At 67.3% G+C, this 19957-nt stretch carries 18 protein-coding genes; 11 read left to right on the forward strand and 7 right to left on the reverse strand.

The genetic code is table 11. The annotated features are described in order from the left end of the window. The first annotated feature begins 35 nt into the window (after positions 1–35). Positions 36–941: a LysR substrate-binding domain-containing protein gene (locus QZ471_RS12590; protein WP_295464163.1), complete on the forward strand. Its 906-nt coding sequence runs from the start codon at positions 36–38 to the stop codon at positions 939–941. Further along, positions 938–1645 carry a GntR family transcriptional regulator gene (locus QZ471_RS12595; protein ID WP_295464165.1) on the forward strand — a complete coding sequence of 236 codons (708 nt, stop codon included), beginning with the start codon at positions 938–940 and terminating at the stop codon, positions 1643–1645. The genes QZ471_RS12590 and QZ471_RS12595 overlap by 4 nt, the downstream gene beginning before the upstream one ends. A 62-nt stretch (positions 1646–1707) precedes the next feature. Here the strand turns inward: QZ471_RS12595 and QZ471_RS12600 are convergent, their stop codons facing one another. Together QZ471_RS12600 and QZ471_RS12605 are read right to left on the reverse strand one after the other, a co-directional pair. Further along, positions 1708–2661: a PDR/VanB family oxidoreductase gene (locus tag QZ471_RS12600; protein ID WP_295464167.1), complete on the reverse strand. Its 954-nt coding sequence runs from the start codon at positions 2659–2661 to the stop codon at positions 1708–1710. Positions 2662–2671: 10 nt separating this feature from the next. Then, positions 2672–3730 carry an aromatic ring-hydroxylating dioxygenase subunit alpha gene (locus tag QZ471_RS12605; protein ID WP_295464169.1) on the reverse strand — a complete coding sequence of 353 codons (1059 nt, stop codon included), beginning with the start codon at positions 3728–3730 and terminating at the stop codon, positions 2672–2674. A gap of 254 nt (positions 3731–3984) precedes the next feature. Here QZ471_RS12605 and QZ471_RS12610 point away from each other — a divergent pair, with 254 nt between their 5' ends. The 3 genes from QZ471_RS12610 to QZ471_RS12620 all read left to right on the forward strand — a co-directional run bounded on the left by QZ471_RS12610 (position 3985) and on the right by QZ471_RS12620 (position 8263). Beyond that, the gene (locus QZ471_RS12610) at positions 3985–4815 is read left to right on the forward strand and encodes a p-hydroxycinnamoyl CoA hydratase/lyase (RefSeq protein WP_058764786.1); all 831 of its coding nucleotides are present in this window, start codon (positions 3985–3987) and stop codon (positions 4813–4815) included. 51 nt (positions 4816–4866) lie between these two features. Next, complete coding sequence (locus tag QZ471_RS12615; protein ID WP_295464173.1) at positions 4867–6315, forward strand: aldehyde dehydrogenase; 1449 nt, start codon at positions 4867–4869, stop codon at positions 6313–6315. Between the two features lie 79 nt (positions 6316–6394). Continuing rightward, the gene (locus tag QZ471_RS12620; protein WP_295464176.1) at positions 6395–8263 is read left to right on the forward strand and encodes a feruloyl-CoA synthase; all 1869 of its coding nucleotides are present in this window, start codon (positions 6395–6397) and stop codon (positions 8261–8263) included. 195 nt (positions 8264–8458) lie between these two features. Here the strand turns inward: QZ471_RS12620 and QZ471_RS12625 are convergent, their stop codons facing one another. Further along, complete coding sequence (locus QZ471_RS12625) at positions 8459–9139, reverse strand: RraA family protein (RefSeq protein ID WP_295464178.1); 681 nt, start codon at positions 9137–9139, stop codon at positions 8459–8461. A gap of 212 nt (positions 9140–9351) precedes the next feature. Between QZ471_RS12625 and QZ471_RS12630 the strand changes: the two genes are divergently transcribed. From QZ471_RS12630 to QZ471_RS12640, 3 genes are all read left to right on the forward strand, one after another. Beyond that, a complete protein-coding gene (locus QZ471_RS12630; protein ID WP_295464180.1) occupies positions 9352–10329 on the forward strand; it encodes a hydroxyacid dehydrogenase in 978 nt (325 codons plus the stop codon). A gap of 72 nt (positions 10330–10401) precedes the next feature. Next, on the forward strand, positions 10402–11736 hold the full coding sequence (locus QZ471_RS12635) for an MFS transporter (RefSeq protein ID WP_295464182.1): 1335 nt from the start codon (positions 10402–10404) through the stop codon (positions 11734–11736). 51 nt (positions 11737–11787) lie between these two features. Further along, positions 11788–12720 carry an amidohydrolase family protein gene (locus tag QZ471_RS12640; RefSeq protein ID WP_295464184.1) on the forward strand — a complete coding sequence of 311 codons (933 nt, stop codon included), beginning with the start codon at positions 11788–11790 and terminating at the stop codon, positions 12718–12720. Here QZ471_RS12640 and QZ471_RS12645 read toward each other — a convergent pair. The 3 genes from QZ471_RS12645 to QZ471_RS12655 all read right to left on the reverse strand — a co-directional run bounded on the left by QZ471_RS12645 (position 12701) and on the right by QZ471_RS12655 (position 15845). Then, the gene (locus QZ471_RS12645) at positions 12701–13423 is read right to left on the reverse strand and encodes a helix-turn-helix domain-containing protein (protein ID WP_295464186.1); all 723 of its coding nucleotides are present in this window, start codon (positions 13421–13423) and stop codon (positions 12701–12703) included. The genes QZ471_RS12640 and QZ471_RS12645 overlap by 20 nt on opposite strands. A 175-nt stretch (positions 13424–13598) precedes the next feature. Beyond that, on the reverse strand, positions 13599–14060 hold the full coding sequence (locus QZ471_RS12650) for a MarR family transcriptional regulator (RefSeq protein WP_295464188.1): 462 nt from the start codon (positions 14058–14060) through the stop codon (positions 13599–13601). A gap of 54 nt (positions 14061–14114) precedes the next feature. Beyond that, a complete protein-coding gene (locus QZ471_RS12655; protein ID WP_295464191.1) occupies positions 14115–15845 on the reverse strand; it encodes a sigma-54-dependent Fis family transcriptional regulator in 1731 nt (576 codons plus the stop codon). A gap of 227 nt (positions 15846–16072) precedes the next feature. Between QZ471_RS12655 and QZ471_RS12660 the strand changes: the two genes are divergently transcribed. The 3 genes from QZ471_RS12660 to QZ471_RS12670 all read left to right on the forward strand — a co-directional run bounded on the left by QZ471_RS12660 (position 16073) and on the right by QZ471_RS12670 (position 19368). Then, positions 16073–17545, forward strand: a complete 1473-nt coding sequence (locus QZ471_RS12660) for a benzaldehyde dehydrogenase (RefSeq protein WP_295464193.1) — start codon at positions 16073–16075, stop codon at positions 17543–17545. 39 nt (positions 17546–17584) lie between these two features. Beyond that, complete coding sequence (locus tag QZ471_RS12665; protein WP_295464195.1) at positions 17585–18352, forward strand: coniferyl-alcohol dehydrogenase; 768 nt, start codon at positions 17585–17587, stop codon at positions 18350–18352. 71 nt (positions 18353–18423) lie between these two features. Beyond that, complete coding sequence (locus tag QZ471_RS12670) at positions 18424–19368, forward strand: transporter (RefSeq protein WP_295464197.1); 945 nt, start codon at positions 18424–18426, stop codon at positions 19366–19368. Between the two features lie 23 nt (positions 19369–19391). On the opposite strand, the gene QZ471_RS12675 is transcribed toward QZ471_RS12670, so the two are convergent. After that, on the reverse strand, positions 19392–19871 hold the full coding sequence (locus QZ471_RS12675) for a DUF4124 domain-containing protein (RefSeq protein WP_295464199.1): 480 nt from the start codon (positions 19869–19871) through the stop codon (positions 19392–19394). Between the last annotated feature and the right edge of the window lie 86 nt (positions 19872–19957).

Consider the following 19957-nt stretch of genomic DNA (forward strand, 5'->3'; position numbering starts at 1 on the left):
CCGAAGATTCCGCCGCCTATGCCGGAAGAACCTGAATGAATCACCGTCGGCTGACGCCGTCCATGTCGCTGCTGCTGGCCTTCGAGGCGGCGGCGCGCCATGAGAGCTACACCCGGGCGGCGGAGGAGTTGTCGCTGACCCAGAGCGCCGTGGGCCGCCAGGTGCAGGCGCTCGAACAGTTGCTGGGGCTGACGCTGTTCCGTCGCGAGGGCCGGCAGATCGTGCTCACCGACGTGGGCCGCGCCTACAGCCGCGAATTGGGCCTGGCCCTGGGGCAGATCCGCAGCGCCACCCTGCAGGCCATGGCCTTCGCCTCCGGCCAGGGCACCCTGCGCCTGGCGGTGCTGCCGACCTTCGGTTCCAAGTGGCTGCTGCCGCGTCTGGGCAGCTTCTATGCCGCCCACCCCGGCATGCTGGTGCACCTGCATTCGCGCATCCAGGCGGTGGACTTCGCCGCCAGCGAGATCGATGCCGCCATCAGTGTCGGCAGTGGCGACTGGCCGGGGCTCCGCGCCCATCCGCTGCAGGCCGAGCAACTGGTCGTGATCGCCAGTCCGGCCACCCTGGCCGAGTTGCCGGACGCGACACCTGCCACCCTGGCCGGGCAACTGTTGCTCGGCGTGGCCAACAATCCCCAGGCCTGGGGCGAATGGTTCGTCCATCATGAGTTGCCGCACCGGGCGATGCGGCCGGGGCCAAGTTTCGAGCTGACTTCGCACCTGATCCAGGCGGTGCGTGCCGGCATCGGTATTGGCCTGGTGCCGCGGGTGCTGGTGGAGGATGAACTGGCCCAGGGCGAGCTGGTGGCCTGCGGTACGCCCCTAGTCAGTCGGCGTAGCTATTACCTGGTCTATCCGCCGCGCAACGAGGGGCTGCCGTCGCTACAGGCCTTTCGCCAGTGGCTGCTGGCCGAGATCAAAGAAGGAGAGGCCCAGCCATGAGCAAACCGGGACAGCGCGTACTGGCCGCGCTGCGGCAGATGATCCTGTCCGGCGAACTGGCGGCGGGCGAGCGCCTGGCGGAGATCCCCACCGCCGAGCGCTTCGCCGTGTCGCGCATGCCGGTGCGCCTAGCGCTCCGTACCTTGGCCCAGGAGGGCTTGCTGGAAAGCAGCGGTGCCCGCGGCTACCAGGTACGCGCGCTGACGAGTGCGGATTTGGAGGGGGCGGTGGAGGTGCGCGGTGTGCTGGAAGGCTTGGCCGCGCGCCAGGCGGCTGAGCGGGGCCTGGATGCTGAAACTCGTGCGGTGCTGGAAGACTGTCTGCGCCGGGGTGACCGGCTGTTCGCCAAGGGACACGTGGTGCTTGAGGATCTGGAGGAGTACCACGATCTCAATCGCGGCTTCCACCAGGCCATCGTCGCGGCCAGTGGCAATCCGGCCATCGCCGTGGCCTTGGGACGCCACGAGCATCTGCCCTTCGCCTCGGTGAGCGCCCTGGCGGTAGATGCGCAGAATCTCGAGCGCGAATACCGCCGCTTCAATTTCGCCCATCTGCAGCACCATGCGCTATTCGATGCCCTGGTGCGCGGCCAGGGTGCCCGTGCCGAGGGCATCATGCGCGAGCATGCCCAGGCGACCTTGGGCTATGCGCGGTGGTTTGGCGGGGAAGAGGGGGAGGCTGGGGAGATGAAGGTATTGGTGTAGTAGGGCCCCTCACCCCGGCCCTCTCCCTGAGGGAGAGGGGGTGGTAGGGTGGGTTCGGGGGGTCAAAGGTCAAGCACCAGGCGCTCGCCCTTGGCGCGGGAGCAGCAGGGGGTGAAGCGGTCGTTGGCGGCGTGCTCGGTTGCCGAGAGAAAGAGATCGCGGTGTTCGGGCTCGCCGGCCAGCACCGGGGTCAGGCAGGTGCCACAGAGGCCCTGGCCGCAGGACACCGGCAGGACGACGCCCAGGTCCGCCAAAACCTCGACCACGCTGCGTTCGGCCGGTACCTGCACCCGGCGGCCGCTGCGCGCCAGCTCCACCTCGAAGGGCCGCTGCTCACCCTGGGCGGCGGGATCGGCGGCGAAGAATTCGCGATGGATTTGTCCGGGTTGCCAGCCCTGGGCCTGGGCGGCGTCCACCACCGCGGCCATGAAGCCGGCCGGGCCGCAGACATAGAGGTGGTCATCCGGCGCCGCTGGGCCGAGCAGGTGCTGGAAGTTGGGCCTTAGCGCCGGATCCTGCTGGTCGAAGTGGACCTTGACCCGGTCGGCATAGGGCCGTGCCTTGAGCCAGGGAATGAAGGCCGCATGGTCGCGATCCCGCACCAGGTAGCGCAGCTGGAAATGGGCGCCTTGTTGGTGGAGCTGCTCGGCCATGGCCAGGAGCGGGGTGATGCCGATGCCGCCGGCCAACAGCTGGGTACGACGCGCGCTCGGCACCAGGGCGAAGAGATTGCGCGGCTCGCTCACCTGTAGGTGGTCACCGAGCTGCAGCCGATGCATGGCCTGGGAGCCGCCACGGGAGTCGGGAACCAGCAGCACTGCGATGCGATAGCGGGTTGGGGCGGCTTCGGGCGTGGCGCACAGGGAGTAATGACGGATCAGGCCATCGCCCAGGGTGACTTCCAGGTGGGCGCCGGCCGTGAAGCCGGGGAGGGGGCCGCCATCGGCGCGAGCCAGGTCGAAGGCCAGGATGGCGGGTGCTTCGCGCTGCACGGCGGTGACGATCAGATCGAGCATGGCGTATCTCCTAGGCGATCTGCCGGACCGGGATGCCGGTGGCGGCCTGTTCGGCGGCCAGCAGGCGGTCGATGATCTGCCGCGATTGCACGCCACCGGCATCGATGTTGAGCTTGAGCAGGCCGCGCTCGGGATAGCGCAACAGGTTCTGCTGCTGGCGTTCGAGCATCTCCAGGTCTTCGCTGAAGATCTTGCCCTGACCCTCGCGGATGTTGGCGGTGAGTTCGGCATCCTCCGGCTTGAAGTTGCGCGCCATGCCCCAGAAGTACCAGATGGAGGTCTCGGTCTCGGGGGTGATGAAGTCCACCACCACGCTGGCGGCCTTGACCGCCGCCGGGGCGTGGTAGCCGCCATGGCCGGCATGGGCCACGCCTACCTCGATCATCACGTGGCTCGGTGGGGTGAAGCGGCAGATCTGCCAGCGATCCACCGGCACGTCGTCGGCCAAGCCGTTGCCGCGCAGGGCCATACGCCAGAAGGGCGGGGCGGAGATGTTTTCCATGTGCCGGCTGGTGATGACCTCGTCGCCCTCGACGCGGGTGGCCGGCGGCGCCTCGTCGATCTCCTTCTGGCCGATGCTGGAGGCGTGGACGTAGGTCTCGTGGGTGAGGTCCATGAGGTTGTCGATCATCAGCCGGTAGTCGCACTGGATATGGTACAGGCCGCCGCCATAGGCCCAGTCGGGGCTTTCGGCCCATTCCAGATACGGGATCAGTGCTGGATCGGCCTTGGCCTGGTCGCCCGGCCAGACCCAGACGAAGCCGTGGCGCTCCACGGCGGCGTAGGGGCGCACCGCGGGAAAGACGCCGACGCGCTGGCCGGGCATGCCCAAGGTCTTGCCACCGCAGCCCATCTCCAGGCCGTGGTAGCCACAGACCAGGGTGCCCTCGCGAACGAAGCCCAGGGATAGCGGCGCACCACGGTGCGGGCAGAAGTCTTCCAGGGCCACCACCTGGCCGTTGGCGTCACGATAGAAGACCAGGGGTTCGCCGCAGATCTGGCGACCTAGGGGCTTGTCTTGGACTTCGTCGGGGGTACAGGCGACGTACCAGGCGTTCTTCGGGTACATGATCGGGACCTCTTGTTGTTGTCTATTGGATCCAATGGTTATGAGGGTTAATCATTCCTGTCAATGTGATTCTGCGGACAAGGCGTCTATCAGGACGAATGGCGTTGTCGTCTCCTCTGCCATTGGATCCTGTCTGCCGGATCGTCCCCATCGTTCATCGAGATCGTTCAAGCTGGACAAATAGTTAATTGACATAACTAAATGCTCGGCGTAGCTTCTCCTCCATACCCCACAAACAACAAGAGGCACACGCCATGGGCAGCTACGACGGACGCTGGCAGACAGTCAAGGTGGACATCGAGGACGGTATCGCCTGGGTGACACTCAATCGCCCCGAGAAACGCAATGCCATGAGTCCCACCCTCAACCGCGAGATGGTCGAGGTGCTGGAGACCCTGGAACAGGACGCCAGCGCGGGCGTGCTGGTGCTGACCGGTGCCGGCGATGCTTGGACCGCGGGCATGGACCTCAAGGAATACTTCCGCGAGACCGATGCCGGCCCCGAGATCCTGCAAGAGAAGATCCGCCGCGAGGCCTCCCAGTGGCAGTGGAAGCTGTTGCGCATGTACGCCAAGCCGACCATCGCCATGGTCAACGGCTGGTGCTTCGGCGGTGGCTTCAGCCCGCTGGTGGCCTGCGACCTGGCCATCACCGCCGACGAGGCCACCTTCGGCCTGTCCGAGATCAACTGGGGCATCCCGCCGGGTAACCTGGTGAGCAAGGCCCTGGCCGATACCGTGGGCCACCGCACCGCCCTCTACTATGTGATGACCGGCAAGACCTTCAGTGGTCCCGAGGCCGCGGCCATGGGCCTGGTCAACCAGAGCGTGCCGCGCGCCCAGTTGCGCGAGGTGACCACCGCCCTGGCCCAGGAGCTGCTGCAGAAGAACCCGGTGGTGCTGCGCGCCGCCAAGGTCGGCTTCAAGCGCTGCCGCGAACTCACCTGGGAGCAGAACGAGGACTACCTCTACGCCAAGCTCGACCAGTCCCGCCTGCAGGATCCGGAAGGCGGTCGCGAGCAGGGCATGAAGCAATTCCTCGACGACAAGAGCATCAAGCCGGGTCTGCAGACCTACAAGCGCTGAATCTCTGGCAATACCCTTGTAGTACCGATAAAGACAAGAAGAGGTAGCGTCATGGTCGAGGTATCCCTGCTCATCGGCGGCGCCAGCCGCCCGGCCGGCGACGGTCGCAGCTATCAACGTTGCCATCCGGTGACCGGCGAAGTGGTCTCCACGGTGGCCGCTGCCACCCTGGATGATGCCGATGCCGCGGTGGCCGCGGCCCAGGCCGCCTATCCCGCCTGGGCGGCGCTGCCGCCCGGTGAGCGCCGTCGCCGCTTGCTGGCGGCGGCCGATGGCCTGGCCGCGCGCAGTGGCGAATTCGTCGCCCTGGCCGGGGAGACTGGCGCCATGGCCAACTGGTACGGCTTCAACGTCCACCTGGCCGCCAACATGCTGCGCGAGGCGGCGGCCATGACCACCCAGATCCAGGGCGAGGTCATACCTTCCGACGTCCCCGGCAGCTTCGCCATGGCGCTGCGCCAGCCCTGTGGCGTGGTGCTGGGCATTGCGCCCTGGAATGCGCCGGTGATCCTGGGTACTCGCGCCCTGGCCATGCCCATGGCCTGCGGCAACACCGTGGTACTCAAGGCGTCCGAGCAAAGTCCTGGCGTGCATCGGCTGATCGGTCAGGTGCTGCAGGACGCCGGTCTGGGTGACGGTGTGGTCAATGTCGTCACCAACGCCCCGGAGGATGCCCCGGCCATCGTCGAGCGACTGATTGCCAACCCGGCAGTGCGGCGGGTCAACTTCACTGGCTCTACCCGCGTCGGGCGCATCGTCGGCGAGCTGTCGGCGCGCCATCTCAAGCCCGCCGTGCTGGAGCTGGGCGGCAAGGCACCGTTGCTGGTGCTGGAAGACGCCGATCTGGACGCCGCCGTGGCGGCGGCCGCCTTCGGTGCCTACTTCAACCAGGGACAGATCTGCATGTCCACCGAGCGCCTGCTGGTGGACAGCCGCATCGCCGACGCCTTCGTCGAGCGCCTGGCGGCCAAGGTACGCACCCTCAAGGCCGGTGATCCCAGCGCGCCCGATTCGGTGCTGGGCTCGCTGATCGATGCCAGCGCTGGCACCCGCATCAAGGCGCTGATCGACGATGCCGTGGGCAAGGGTGCTCGGCTGGTCTGCGGTGGCGGGCTTGACGGCAGCATCCTGCAGCCGACCCTGCTGGATGGCGTCACCGCAGAGATGAAGCTCTATGCCGAGGAGTCCTTCGGACCGGTGGCGGTGGTGATCCGCGCCGAGGGCGACGAAGCCCTGCTGCGCCTGGCCAACGATTCCGAATTCGGGCTTTCGTCCGCCATCTTCAGTCGCGACACCGCCCGCGCCCTGGCGCTGGCCCAGCGAGTGGAGAGTGGCATCTGCCACATCAACGGCCCCACGGTGCACGACGAGGCTCAGATGCCCTTCGGTGGGGTCAAGTCCAGCGGCTACGGCAGCTTCGGCTCGCGCGCCTCCATCGAGCACTTCACCCAGTTGCGCTGGGTGACGCTGCAGACGGGGCCGCGCCACTACCCGATCTGATCAGCGTCCGCTTTTCCTAGCTCCTGCCGCTACAACAATAAGAGGCGCCTGCGGGCGCCAGCCCAGAGGAGAATTCAAGGTGAGCCACGTCACGCAAACCCGCGCGCCCGCGGATCGGCCGCTGCGCTATCGCCCGGTGGCCCTGGGGCAGCCCGGCGTCACGGTCGAAGAGCGGGGTGGTCTGCTCTATATGGCCTCCCAGGAAACCCTGATTCCGCCGCCGCCGCGGCTGCTGGATCGGCTGTTGCATTGGGCCGAGCTGGCGCCGACGCGCACCTTTTTCGCCGCCCGGGAGGCGGGCGGTGCCTGGTGGGAGTTCTCTTACGCCGAGATGTTGCAGCGGGTGCGCCGACTGGCGGCTGCGCTGCTGGAATTCGGGCTATCGGCCGAGCGCCCCTTGGCGATCCTCTCCGGTAACGATCCCGAGCACCTGCAACTGGCCATGGCGGCGCTCTATGCCGGCATTCCCTTCTGCCCGGTGTCGCCGGGCTACGCGCTGCTGTCCCAAGATCACGCCAAGTTGCGCCATGTTTGTGGCCTGTTGCAGCCAGGACTGGTGTTCGTCAGCGACGGCCCGGCCTTCCAGAAGGCGCTGGACGCGGTACTGCCGCCTGAGGTGCCGGTGATCGCGACCCGCGGTCGCGTACAGGGGCGCAGCACCCTGGCCTTCGAGTCGTTGCTCGGTCGCGGCGACGAGGCGGCGGCCGACCGGGCTTTCGCCGCCACCGGGCCGGACAGCATCGCCAAGTTTCTCTTCACCTCCGGCTCCACCAAGCTGCCCAAGGCGGTGACCACCACCCAGCGCATGCTCTGCGCCAACCAGCAGATGCTGCTGCAGACCTTCCCGGTGTTCGGCGAAGAACCGCCGGTGCTGGTGGACTGGTTGCCCTGGAACCACACCTTCGGCGGCAGCCACAACCTGGGGATCGTGCTCTACAACGGCGGCACCTTCTATCTGGACGAAGGCAAGCCGACGCCCCAGGGCTTCGGCGAGACCCTGCGCAACCTGCGCGAGGTGTCGCCCACCGCTTACCTGACGGTGCCGCGTGGCTGGGAAGAGCTGGCCAATGCCCTGGAGCGCGACGCCGAATTGCGCGAGCGCTTCTTCGCCCGCATGCGGCTGTTCTTCTTTGCCGCGGCAGGGCTGTCGCAAAGCGTCTGGGATCGCCTGGATCGTATCGCCGAGGCCCACTGCGGCGAACGCATCCGCATGATGGCCGGCCTGGGCATGACCGAGGCCTCGCCCAGTTGCACCTTCACCACCGGTCCGCTGTCGGTGGCCGGCTACGTCGGGGTACCGGCGCCGGGGTGCGAACTCAAGCTGGTGCCGGTGGATGGCAAGCTGGAAGGGCGCTTCCGCGGTCCGCACATCATGCCTGGCTACTGGCGCGATCCGGTACAGACCGCCGCCTGCTTCGACGAAGAGGGTTTCTACTGCTCGGGCGATGCGCTCAAGCTGGTCGATCCAGCCAATCCGCAACTGGGCCTGATGTTCGACGGCCGCATCGCCGAGGACTTCAAGCTGTCGTCCGGGGTGTTCGTCAGCGTCGGTCCCTTACGCAACCGTGCGGTGCTGGAGGGTACGCCGCTGGTGCAGGACGTGGTGGTGGCGGCGCCGGATCGCGAGTGTCTGGGGCTGCTGGTCTTCCCGCGCCTGGCGGACTGCCGGCAACTGGCCGGGCTGGACGACACGGCCGACGTTGCCACGGTGCTGGCCAGCGCCCCGGTACAACAGTGGTTCGCCGATTGGCTCAAGCGTCTCAATAAGGATGCCTCGGGCAACGCCAGTCGCCTGGAGTGGATCGCCCTGCAGGAAGAACCGCCGTCCGCCGACCGTGGCGAGATCACCGACAAGGGCTCGCTCAACCAGCGCAGCGTCCTGACCCATCGGGCGGAACGGGTCGCGGCCTGTTACGGGGGCACGGCGCCGCTGTTGATTCGGGCGTAGTTCGGGGCCCTGGGGTTTCCCTCACCCCAACCCTCTCCCAGAGGGAGAGGGGCGCTTGGGCCCGCGCTGGGCGTAGGGCCTGGATTCGTAGGTTGCGGTTGAGCGCAGCGAAGTCAAACCGACGCTGCCTCGGGTCGCTGCCACTATCCCTCACGCCTGGCGCCACTCTTCTCCCTGCTCAACTACAGACCCCCTTCACGGGCAAGGCAGGGCGCAGCCCTTCTTCTTGAGCGATTCCAGGACCCAGCTGCGGTCGTTGGTGCCTTCGGCGATCTGCCGCATCTGTTTCTCTTCGGCAGCGTGCTTGGCGGTGGCGCGGTCGTATACCTCGGCGACCTGATCGTAGGGCACGCAAAGTAGGCCATCGTCATCGCCGATGATCAGATCGCCCGGCTCGATGACCATGCCATCGATGGCGATGGGCACATTGATCTCGCCCGGGCCGTCCTTGTAGGGACCGCGGTGGGAGATGCCGGCGGCGAACAGCGGGAAGTCGCCTGCGCCGATGTTGGCCGCATCGCGGATGGCGCCGTTGATGACGATGCCGGCGACGCCGCGCTTGACCGCGTAGGCCACCATCATTTCGCCGATGAGGGCATTGGTCAGGTCGCCGCCAGCGTCCACCACGACGACGTCGCCCGGCTCGGCGATGTCCAGGGCGTAGTGCAGCATCAGGTTGTCGCCTGGACGCGCCTTGACGGTCAGGGCGGGGCCGGCGAGCAGGCCCTGGCGGTGCATGGGTCTCAGGCGCGAGCCGCCGGCGGTCATGCGGTGCATGGAGTCGCTGACGTTGGCGACCGGGATGTCGCGGTAGCGCGCGACCCAGTCGGCCGCGACCTTGCGTTGGGCATTGAGCACTCTGAAGCCGATGGTCATGGGCATTTCTCTTGTGGGAATTGTCGGATGCCGCCAGGTGTTAGCTGGCTAATTTCAGAATTGCATTTCGTTTTTAAGGATTCAAGTCCTTCGATCAGGCCTTTTTGCAGGCTTCAAGATAAAATTTGCAATGACGTTTCATTATGGTAGGTTCTGAGACAGATCGCTCGCCTTAGGCGCTGTGCCCGTCCATAACAACAAGGGGTACTCCGATGACCCGCAAGATCCTGCTCACCGGTCCAGCACTGGCTCCCGAAGCCATGGCCCTGGCCGCCGCCCATGACGTCCAGGTCATCCCGACCGCGCCCTACATGCCCCATGACGACCTGCTCGCTCTGATCCGCCAGGAGCAGCCGGATGCCATCATTGTCCGCCAGGGCAAGCTGACCCGGCCCATGATCGAGGCGTCAGCCAAGCTGGCGATCATCGCCAAGCACGGCGTGGGCTACGACACCATCGATCTGCAGGCCGCCGCCGACCGCGGGATTCCGGTCACCATCGCGCTGGGCGCCAATGCCCAGTCGGTGGCCGAGCATGCCTTCGCCCTGATGTTCAGCGTGGCGCGGCAGACCCCCTGGCTGAACGCGCGGATGCACGCCGGGCACTGGGACAAGGCCCAGTCCAACGGCACCGAGTTGTTCGGCAAGACCCTCGGCCTGGTGGGCCTGGGCGCCATCGGCAGTGTGCTGATGGATCTGGTGGCGCCGCTGCGAATGCAGGTCCGGGTCTATGATCCCTATCTCCAGACCCTGCCCGTGCGTGACCACGTGCGCCGAGAGGAGAGCTTCGACAACCTGTTGGCCGAGTGCGACGTCATCAGCCTGCATTGCCCCCTGACCGAGGCCAACCGCCACCTGTTCGGCGCCACCCAATTCGCCCGGATGCGTCCCGGCAGCCTGCTGATCAATACCGCCCGCGGCGAGTTGATCGACACCCAGGCGCTGGTCGCAGCGCTGCGCGACGGCCAGATCGGCGGGGCCGGCCTGGACACCTTCCATCCCGAGCCACCGCCGGCCGACAGCGCCCTCTGGGGCCTCACCAATCTGGTGGCCACGCCACACGTGGGCGCCAACACCACCGAGGCCCGCGACCGGGTCGGGCTGGTGGCGGTGCAGCAGGTGCTCGATTGCTGGCAGGGCAGGACGGTGGAATCACGCGCGGTGGTCAACCGCCACCTAACGGCTGCCTAGCGCCTGCTGCGACGGGGCAGCCGCCAGCCAGGCTGCCCGTCTTTCTCCACAACAATAAGACGGAGAACTCTCATGACTACCCCCACGTCCCCGGTCAGCGAACTGGAACGCGCGACCATGCGCCGCGTCGCCTGGCGCCTCCTGCCGTTCCTGATCGTCTGCTACCTGATCGCCATCATCGACCGCGGCAACATCGGCATGGCCTCGCTGCAGATGAACCAGGATCTCGGCCTGACGCCGGCGATCTTCGGCTTCGCCAGCAGCCTGTTCTTCTTTTCCTATTTCCTGGTGGAGGTGCCGAGCAACCTGGCGCTGCAGCGCTTCGGCGCGCGCCTCTGGATCGCCCGGATCATGATCACCTGGGGGCTGATCTCGGCCGGCACCGCCTTCGTCCAGGGCGCCAATTCGCTGTACGTGATGCGCTTCCTGCTGGGCGCCGCGGAAGCCGGTTTCTTTCCCGGGGTGCTGCTGTATCTCACCTACTGGCTGCCGTCCAACTACCGGGCGCGCATGGTCGCGCTCTTCATGGTGGCGATTCCCGGCGCCAACTTCCTCGGCTCGCCACTCTCCGGCCTGCTGCTGAGTCTGGATGGCTGGCTGGGCATGCGTGGCTGGCACTGGCTGTTCATCCTGGAAGGCATCCCCGCCGTACTGCTGGGCATCGCCTGCCTGTTCGTGCTCACCGACCGCCCGGAGCAGGCCAAATGGCTGAGCGACGAGCAGCGCAGCTGGCTGACCCTCAAGCTGGCCGAGGAGCGCAATCGCAAGACCAGCATCGGCCATATCTCCCTGTGGCAGCTGCTCAAGCACAAGGACATCTGGGTGATGGCGCTGATCTATTCCGGCGCCTCTGCGGCCGGTACCACCATGAGCGTCTGGGCACCGCAACTGCTCAAGTCCTTTGGCCTGTCCAACCTGGAGGTCGGCCTGACCAATGCCATTCCCTATGGCCTGGCCTCGGTGGCGATGGTGCTCTGGGGCAGGAGTTCGGATCGCACCGGCGAGCGTCGCTGGCACACCTCGCTCACCATGCTGTTGATCGCCGTGGGCCTGCTGGCGGGCATGTTCACCTCGTCGCTGGCGGCCACGGTGATCCTGCTGAGTCTGGTACTGATCGGGGCCTATTCGATGAAGGGGCCGTTCTGGGCACTGGCCTCGGGCTGGCTGTCGTCCTCCACCGCGGCGGCGGGTCTGGCCGCCATCGGCGCCCTGGCCAACCTCATCGGCGGCGGGGTGATGGTCAACGTCTATGGCGCCATCCACGGCGCCACCCACAGCCATGCCCTGGCCGTCCTGCCGCTGGCCACCCTGTGCGCCATCAGCGGCCTGCTGGTGCTGGTGATGGGGCGTAAAGCCGCGGCGCGCGCCAAGGCCGAAGCCCAGACCGTCGCGACCAACGCCGGCTAGTGGCGATCACTGCCGGCCCGCCTGGGCCGGCAGCCTCCCGAGGATTCCAGCATGACCTTCAATCGTCGGCGCTTCCTGCAAGCGAGCGCCCAAGCGGGTGCCGCCCTGTGCCTGTTCAATGCCCTGGGCGCCCAGGCCGCCGCCCCCTTTTCCAGTATCCAGACGGCACCTCGGCTCAAGCCGCCGGCCGGCAGCGTCGACTGCCACATGCATCTCTATGACGACCGCTACCCGGCAGCGCCGGGCGCCAAGCTGCTACCGCCCAATGCCTCCCTGGACGACTATCACCAATTGCAGGCCCTGCTGGGGCTGCAGCGGATGGTCATCGTCACGCCGTCTACCTATGGCACCGACAATGGTTGCCTGCTCGACGGCCTGGCGCGCAGCGGTGGCCAGGCAAGGGGCGTGGCGGTGATCGACCGAAGCATCACCGATACCGAGTTGCAGGACCTGCACAAGGCCGGGGTGCGCGGCATCCGCTTCAACCTCAGCTACGGCGGCGCCGACCTGGCCGATCTGGAGCCCCTGGCGGCACGGGTCGACGAGCTGGGCTGGAATGTCCAGGTGGTCGCGCCGGGCAATCAGCTGCTGGAACTCGAGAGTCGCCTGCAACGGCTGCCGGCACGGTTGGTGATCGATCACCTCGGCCATGTGCCCCAGCCTGAAGGCGTGCAGTCGCCGGCCTTCGCCGTGCTGGGACGGCTGCTGGACGGTGGCCGTACCTGGGTCAAGCTGTCGGGGCCCTACATTAGGTCGCGCAGTGGTCCGCCTGATTACGCTGATGTGGGCGCGGTCGCCCGCGAGCTGGTGCGCCGCCATCCGGAGCGGCTGCTGTGGGGCAGCGACTGGCCACACCCCACGGTGGCGACTGGCAACAAGCCGGACGACGGGCATCTCTTCGACCTACTGGCCGACTGGGCACCCGATGAACGGGCGCGCACCGCCATCCTGCGCGACAACCCGGTCAGTCTGTACGACTTTTGACGGTCGGGCCGTAGAGCGGCTTGCCGCCCAGGCTGCGGGTCAGCTCGTCGGCGACGGCGCTCAGTATGCTGTGCAGGGCGCGGGCGCGTTCCTGGGTGAGGCGGTTGGCCGGACCGGAGATGACCAGGGCGCCAAGCAGCTCTTCCTGGGCGCCATAGATCGGCAGGGCCAGGGACGCGGCATGGGGATCGGTGGCGCCGCAGGAGTAGAAGGGCGTCAGACCGGCCTTGGCCACCCCATAGGGCGTCTGCAGGGCCTGGGCACTGGCCGCTTCGTCCATGGGGCGCATGTCGCCGGGTTGCAGGTGCAGCCGTAGGCTATGGGGCGAATTCACCCGGTACTGGCAGAGGCGATAGGCACCGTGCCGCACATAGAAGGAGGCGGTCTCGCCGCTTTCCTCGGTCAGCTGATGCAGGCGCGGCATGATGTGGCGCTCCACGTCGTGGGCGTCCTGGTAGATGGCGTTAAGCCGTACCACTTCGCTGGCCAGCATGTAGCGACCGTCGGCGAGACGGGTGACCAGGCCGAAGGTCTCCAGCGAGACCAGCAGACGCATGATGGTGCTCTTGATCAGCCCGGTGCGGGTGGTCAGCTCGGCGAGGCTCAGCGCCGAATCGCCGATGCGAAAGGCGGTGAGCACGGTCAGGACGCGGTCGGCGGAGGCGACGCCGGCAACTTCCGGGCGCGGACGAGGGGTGTTCAACCTGGATGTCTCCTGAGCGGGCGTTGGAGAGGCATTATCCGCGAGCGGGATAGGGTCGCCTAGGGTGTAGGGGGCGGCTGAGCGTGGCGAAGCCCAAGGAGCTTGGGCTGCTGGCTTCCCTTACCCCAGCCCTCTCCCAAGGAGAGCGGGGGCAGCCAGGCAGGTGCTTGGCGCCTTAACCCAGATCCCCATTGAGCTTGCGCAACAGGCGCAACAGTTCGGCGCGTTCGGCATCGTCCAGCGAGGCGCTGGCGGCGCGGTCGCTGGCAGCGGCGCGCTCCTTGAGTTCGCCCACCAGAGCGCGACCCTGGTCGGTGAGGTGCAGGGCATAGGCGCGACGGTCCTGGGTGCCACGTACGCGCTCGGCCAGGCCCTGGCGTTCCAGCTTGTTCAGCAGCAGGACCAGTTGCGGTGGCTCGATGGCCAGGCGCCGGGCCAGGTCGGCCTGCATCAGGCCCGGCTCCTGTTCCAGGATCACCAGGGCGGTGAACTGGGCGGGGCGCAGGTCGTAGCTGGCGAGGCTATCCACCAGGTGCTGGAACATCTTCATCTGGGCGCGGCGCAGGGCATAGCCTACGGCGGTATCCAGCCAGGGGGTGGCATTGTCGCGGGGCACGGCGTCGTTGGGCGAACTCATCGGCGGGAAGGGCTTCCGTCGGTGGTGGCGAAGGGAGGAGACAACTGCATCATTCTAATCCAGTTCCCGCGCTCCGTGCCGCCTCGCGCGCTGATGGCGATAGGCGAACTGGGCGCGACTCAGGCCCAGCAAGCGCGCCGCGGCGGCCACGTTGCCACGGCTGAGTGCCAGGGCTTCGTCGAGCAACTCGGCTTCGAGCTGGCCCAGGTGCAGCGGACGGTCTGCGTCCACGCCCAGGCGCGTCAGCCAATCCGCCGTGGGCGCGGGTGCGGCGAGATCGTCCGGCAGGGGTTCACCGCGAAACAGATGCGGCAGGTCGATCAGCTCTCCGGGATCGCTGGCGATCACGCCGCGCTCCACCAGGTTCTGCAATTCCCGCACGTTGCCGGGAAAGTCGTAGCGCAGCAGCGCCTTGAGGGCGCGCATGGTCAGGCCTACCGGTGGCCGTTCGTAGGCGGCGCAGAAGCGGCGCAGGAACAGATCCACCAGCAGCGGCACGTCATCGCGCCGATCCCGTAGCGGCGGGATGCCGATGGGATAGACGTTGAGTCTATAGAAGAGGTCTTCGCGGAAGTCGCCGCGGCGCACCGCCTCGCGCAGGTCCAGGTTGGTGGCGGCGATCACCCGTACGTCCACCTGGAGGGTGCGGCTGCCACCGACCCGCTCGATCTCACGCTCCTGCAGGGCACGCAGCAACTTGCCCTGACCAGGCAGGCTCAGACAGGCGATCTCGTCGAGAAAAAGCGTACCGCCCTGAGCCCGCTCGAAGCGTCCGGCGCGGGATTGATTGGCACCGGTGAAGGCGCCGCGCTCCACGCCGAACAACTCGGCCTCGATGAGATTCTCGGGGATGGCCGCGCAGTTGAGGGCGACGAAGGGACCATCCGCGCGCCGGCTCAGACGGTGCAGGTGGCTGGCGAACAGTTCCTTGCCCACGCCGGATTCGCCGGTGAGCAGGACCGTGGCTGGCGTGGGGGCCACCCGCTGCAGGGCGCGAAAGGCCGTGTTGAAGGCGGCCGAGGCGCCCACCAGCGGCTGGTCGGCGGCGGCCAGGGGCAGCAGGGCGGGCAACCGCTCCGCGGTGGTGTCGGGCATGTCGGCGCCGGCGGCGTTGAGAAAGCGCAGGTCTTCTGCCACGTCGGGCCAGCGTTCGGCATTGCGGCCTTCCACCCGGCAGACGGCATGACCCATGGCCCGGCATTCCACTTCGCGAAAGATCACCAGGCGGCCGAACAGGCTGCTGACGTAGCCGATGGCGTAGCCGGTTTCCATCCAGCAGGCCGGGTCGCTGCCCTGGCCATGGGCGATCTGGTGCTCGTCGCATTCGGCCGAGTGATGCCAGAGGAATTCGCCGCCGTAGCGACCCTGCTCGATGTCGAATTCGAAATGCAGCGGCTCGACCCGCACCAGGCCTTCCAGGCCATGCAGCCGGGTCCCGGCGGCGAAGATGGCCGCCGCGTCGGCGTTCGGCCAGCGCCGACGCACCAGCTCGGCATCGCGCACCCCGGAGAGATAGCCGACCCGGGTCAGCAGGCCACGGGCCCGTTCCTGACCCAGGGCGCCGATCAGCTCGCGGCGTAGCGCACCGAAGGAGGAGGCATGCATCAGCAGCATGCGCTGGTCGTTGAGCCAGATGCGCCCATCGCCTGGGGAGAAGAACAGGCACTCCGCCAGCTCCGCCTGGGTCGGGCTGGCACTGTCGTTCCAGGCCGCGCTGTCGCCACGCTGGAAGCCGGGTGCGGCCTGTTGCAGATCGCTGAGGGACAGACGTTCGGACAGGGTCATGGCACGACCTCTCGGGAGAACTGCGCAAATGCGCAATCGAGAAGATGGTTATACCTCATAACTTTATGGTTTGAGCAAGGCTTTCGCCGCTCTGGCCTGGCTCGGTTGCCTGCTCACGGCAGCAAGCGCTTGATGGCATTGGCCTTTTTCCTCCAGCCCGGTGTTGGGCACAGCCTTTGCTCCACTCCTTGGGCCCACCGCGGGCCGATAACAACAAGGAGAAGGCTATGAGCGAACACCTCACGTCGTTCCTGGACGGTGCGTCCTGGCGCGAGCGGATTTTCGATGGCGACTGGATCACCCCCCAAGGCGGTACCCTGGAGGTCAGCGAACCCGCCAGCGGTAGACCCCTGCATCGTACGGGCCTCGCCAACGCCGCCGACATCGACCAGGCCTGCGGCAAGGCGGCCCGGGCGCAACCGGCCTGGGCCGGCTGGACGGCTCGGCAAAGGGCCGCGTTGTTCCTGGCCGCCGCCGCGCACCTCGAGCTGAATCGTGCCGAGCTGGCACCGCTGATCGCCCGGGAAACCGGCGGCATTCTGCCCAAGGCCGAGCTGGAATTGCGTGAGGCCGGGGTCATCCTGCAGCAGGTCGCCGGCCAGTTGTTGCAACCCCATGGCGTGGTCCTGCCCAGCGAGCGCGGTGCCCTGTCCTATGCCCGCCGGCTACCTCACGGCGTGGTGGGGGTGATCTCGCCCTTCAATTTCCCGCTGATCCTCTCGCTACGCTCCGTGGCGCCAGCGCTGGCCTGCGGCAATGCCGTGGTGCTCAAGCCGGATCACCAGACGCCGGTGAGCGGCGGCATCCTGATCGCCCGGTTGTTCGAGGCGGTCGGGCTACCCAAGGGTGTGCTGCAGGTACTGCCAGGTCGCGCCGACGCCGGTGCGGCGCTCTGCGCCCATCCCCAGGTGCGGATGATCGCCTTCACCGGCTCGACCCAGGCCGGCCGCCAGGTGGCCGAAACCGCCGGGCGTCATTTGAAGAAGGTGGCCCTGGAGCTAGGGGGCAAGAATCCGCTGATCGTGCTGGACGATGCCGATCTCGACCGCGCCGTCGGCTGCGCCGCCTGGGGCAGTTTCCTGCACCAGGGCCAGATCTGCATGGCCACCGGGCTGATCCTGGTGCACCAGCGCCTTGCCGCCGCCTTCACCGAGCGCCTGGTGGCCCGCGCCGCTGCCCTGCGTCTGGGCGATCCGCTGGAACCCACCACCCAGCTCGGCCCGCTGATCAACGCCCAGCAATTGCAGCGCGTCCAGGGCATCGTCGCGGACAGCCTGGCCGCAGGGGCTCGCCTGGAGCAGGGCGGTCGTCACGAAGGGCTGTTCTATGCGCCGACCGTGCTCAGCGGCGTCCGCCCCGGCATGCGCGCCTTCGACGAGGAAGTCTTCGGGCCGGTGGCCAGCGTGGTCACCTTCGCCGACGAGGACGAGGCCGTCGAGCTGGCCAATCGCACTCCCTACGGCCTGGCGGCGGGCGTGCTCTCCGGCTCCCTGGCCCGCGCCCGCGCCCTGGGTGCGCGGCTGGACTGCGGGATGCTGCACCTCAACGACCAGACGGTGAACGACGAGGTGGTCAACCCTTTCGGCGGTCGTGGCCAGTCCGGCAACGGCGGCAGCGTCGGCGGCCTGTGCAACTGGGACGACTACAGCCAGTGGCAGTGGGTGACCGAGCATAACGAGCCGCCATGCTATCCCTTCTAGCTCAGCTTTCACTACCAATAACAACAAGAGGAAAGTCCCATGATCCTGAATGGCAAGACCCTGGTGATCACAGGCGTAGCTTCCGGTATCGGTGCCGAACTGGCGCGGCTGGCACGCTTTCAAGGCGCCACGGTGATCGGCGTCGACCGCAACCAACCCCAGCTCAGCCTGGATGCCTTCCACCAGGCCGACCTGGGCGATCCGGACAGCATCGCCACCCTGGTCAGCCGCCTGCCGGAACGTGTGCATGGCCTGTGCAACATCGCCGGGGTACCGGGCACGGCGCCGGCGGCAACCGTGGCGCGGGTCAACTATCTCGGCCTGCGCCTGCTCAGCCAGCAACTGGTCGGGCGGCTGGGGCAGGGCGGCGCCATCGTCAACGTCGCCTCCATCCTCGGTGCGGAATGGCCGCAGCGTCTGGAGCTGCACCGCGAATTGGCGCAAATATCCGACTTCGCCGCGGCCCAGGCCTGGCTGGAAGCCCATCCGGTGGCGCAGGCCACCTGCTACCAGTACTTCAAGGAGGCGCTCATCGTCTGGAGTTTCGTGCAATCCCAGACCTGGCTCCGCGAATTCGGCGTGCGCCTGAATTGCGTGGCGCCGGGTCCGGTGTTCACCCCCATCCTCGGCGACTTCGTCAGCATGCTCGGTGAAGAGCGCGTCGCCCGCGACAGCCAGCGCATGCTGCGCCCAGCGTTGGCCGACGAGGTGGCCGCGGTGATCGCCTTCCTCTGCAGCGACGCCTCACGCTGGATCAACGGCGCCAACCTGCCGGTGGATGGCGGCCTGGCGGCCAGCTACGTCTGACCCGGAAGCCCGCGCCCGCCCAGGCGCTGGCCCGCGTTTTCCCACAACAAGAACAATCCAAGGATGACGTCATGCGCACCTCGCTTCGCTTCAGTCTGCTGGCTGCGGCCAGCCTCGGCTCCAGTCTGGTCCAGGCCTACGACCTGCCCAGTCTCAACCTCGGCTCCACCAGTTTCTACGATGGCGCCCCGGCCCCGGACGGTCCCGGCTGGTACTGGGAGGAGTACCTGATCTATGGCAAGACCAGCCGCTTCAACGACCAGGACGGCCGCAAGCTGCCGTTGCCCAAGCAGGAGCTGACCACCTTCGCTCCGGTCAGCCAGATCATCTACGTCGGTCAGCCGCTGGCCAATGGCGCCATGCCGGGTTTCACCGCCATCCTGCCCTGGCTGGCCCATGCCGATGTCGACGATGGCCTCGGCGGCCAGGCCCTCAGTGCCCGCGAAGGGGTAGGGGACCTGACCCTGGGCGCCTTCCTGCAACTGCCCACCACCACCCGGCCCGATGGCGGTCCGCGCTGGGCGCAACGCATCGAAGCCGAGATCGTCGCTCCTACCGGTCGTTACGACCGTGACCGGGCGATCAATCCGGGCAGCAACTTCTGGTCCTTCAACCCTTACTACGCCACCACCTACTGGCTGACGCCCCAGTGGTCGGTCACCGGGCGCTTCTGGTACCTGTGGAACGGCAAGAACGACCAGCCGCTGCGCAGCTTCGGCGCTGTCTCCGACACCCAAGCCGGACAGGCGTTGCATGCCAACTTCGCCACCCAGTACGCGCTGAACGACCGGCTTAGCATCGGCCTGAGCGGCTATTGGCTCAGGCAGATCACCGATACCCAGGTGGATGGCCATGACGTGAGCGGTCGCCGCGAGAAGGTCTGGGCCTGGGGGCCGGGCTTCACCTACGCCTTTTCCAAGCAGAACCTGATCACCTTCAACAGCTACTTCGAGCAGGACGCCGAGAACCGCACCGAGGGGCACAAGTTCGTCGTCAACTTCCTGCACAAGCTGTAGCCGAGCGCCCGGTCGCGCCGCCCTCAGCGGTCGATCGGGATACCATTCGGCAGCGGTGGCGAGGGCGGTGGAGCAGGCGGCCGGGGCGCCTGCGGATGGGGCACCATGTGCCAGGTTTCGTTGCGCGGCCGGCGATCGATATAGACCGGGTAGGGCTGATAGATGACCCCTGAGCCGCGCACCTCGGTCTGCTGGCTGCTGCGGGAAGAAGAGCCGCCCACGATGGTGATGTCGTCAGCCGGGCGTTGGCGGCTGGAAGCCGGTGCCGGTACCACGATGATCTGCTGGGGTGCCGCCGGGACCGGGGTCACCGCCTGGCGCGGTGGCGGGGTGAAACCGTTGCTGTCGGGCAGGCTCTGCAACGGAATGGTGGTGACCTGGCTAGCGGGCGGGCAGGCGCTCTGGGTATAGGTCGTGCGGCCCTGGTCGTCCACGCATTTGTAGACATCCTGGGCCACCACGGCGCCACTGGCGAGCAGCAGTCCAAACAGCAGCGAACGCATGAGGAGGCACCCCGGGTACCTGAATGGTCACCTCGAGGATACAAGATGGTCGATTGGCCTCCCAGCGTCGCGGTGGCCTGGTCAGC

Origin of the sequence: uncultured Pseudomonas sp. (assembly GCF_913774235.1) — a bacterium.
Lineage (GTDB): Bacteria > Pseudomonadota > Gammaproteobacteria > Pseudomonadales > Pseudomonadaceae > Chryseomonas.

What these genes read in the sequence shown, in the direction of transcription:
- QZ471_RS12640 (WP_295464184.1), top strand. Translation starts at nt 11,788, where the DNA reads ATGACCTTCAATCGTCGGCGCTTCCTGCAAGCGAGCGCCCAAGCGGGT.
- QZ471_RS12625 (WP_295464178.1), bottom strand. Translation starts at nt 9,139, where the DNA reads ATGACCATCGGCTTCAGAGTGCTCAATGCCCAACGCAAGGTCGCGGCC.
- QZ471_RS12670 (WP_295464197.1), top strand. Translation starts at nt 18,424, where the DNA reads ATGCGCACCTCGCTTCGCTTCAGTCTGCTGGCTGCGGCCAGCCTCGGC.
- QZ471_RS12665 (WP_295464195.1), top strand. Translation starts at nt 17,585, where the DNA reads ATGATCCTGAATGGCAAGACCCTGGTGATCACAGGCGTAGCTTCCGGT.
- QZ471_RS12590 (WP_295464163.1), top strand. Translation starts at nt 36, where the DNA reads ATGAATCACCGTCGGCTGACGCCGTCCATGTCGCTGCTGCTGGCCTTC.
- QZ471_RS12610 (WP_058764786.1), top strand. Translation starts at nt 3,985, where the DNA reads ATGGGCAGCTACGACGGACGCTGGCAGACAGTCAAGGTGGACATCGAG.
- QZ471_RS12595 (WP_295464165.1), top strand. Translation starts at nt 938, where the DNA reads ATGAGCAAACCGGGACAGCGCGTACTGGCCGCGCTGCGGCAGATGATC.
- QZ471_RS12650 (WP_295464188.1), bottom strand. Translation starts at nt 14,060, where the DNA reads ATGAGTTCGCCCAACGACGCCGTGCCCCGCGACAATGCCACCCCCTGG.
- QZ471_RS12660 (WP_295464193.1), top strand. Translation starts at nt 16,073, where the DNA reads ATGAGCGAACACCTCACGTCGTTCCTGGACGGTGCGTCCTGGCGCGAG.
- QZ471_RS12615 (WP_295464173.1), top strand. Translation starts at nt 4,867, where the DNA reads ATGGTCGAGGTATCCCTGCTCATCGGCGGCGCCAGCCGCCCGGCCGGC.
- QZ471_RS12630 (WP_295464180.1), top strand. Translation starts at nt 9,352, where the DNA reads ATGACCCGCAAGATCCTGCTCACCGGTCCAGCACTGGCTCCCGAAGCC.
- QZ471_RS12675 (WP_295464199.1), bottom strand. Translation starts at nt 19,871, where the DNA reads ATGCGTTCGCTGCTGTTTGGACTGCTGCTCGCCAGTGGCGCCGTGGTG.
- QZ471_RS12655 (WP_295464191.1), bottom strand. Translation starts at nt 15,845, where the DNA reads ATGACCCTGTCCGAACGTCTGTCCCTCAGCGATCTGCAACAGGCCGCA.
- QZ471_RS12600 (WP_295464167.1), bottom strand. Translation starts at nt 2,661, where the DNA reads ATGCTCGATCTGATCGTCACCGCCGTGCAGCGCGAAGCACCCGCCATC.
- QZ471_RS12605 (WP_295464169.1), bottom strand. Translation starts at nt 3,730, where the DNA reads ATGTACCCGAAGAACGCCTGGTACGTCGCCTGTACCCCCGACGAAGTC.
- QZ471_RS12635 (WP_295464182.1), top strand. Translation starts at nt 10,402, where the DNA reads ATGACTACCCCCACGTCCCCGGTCAGCGAACTGGAACGCGCGACCATG.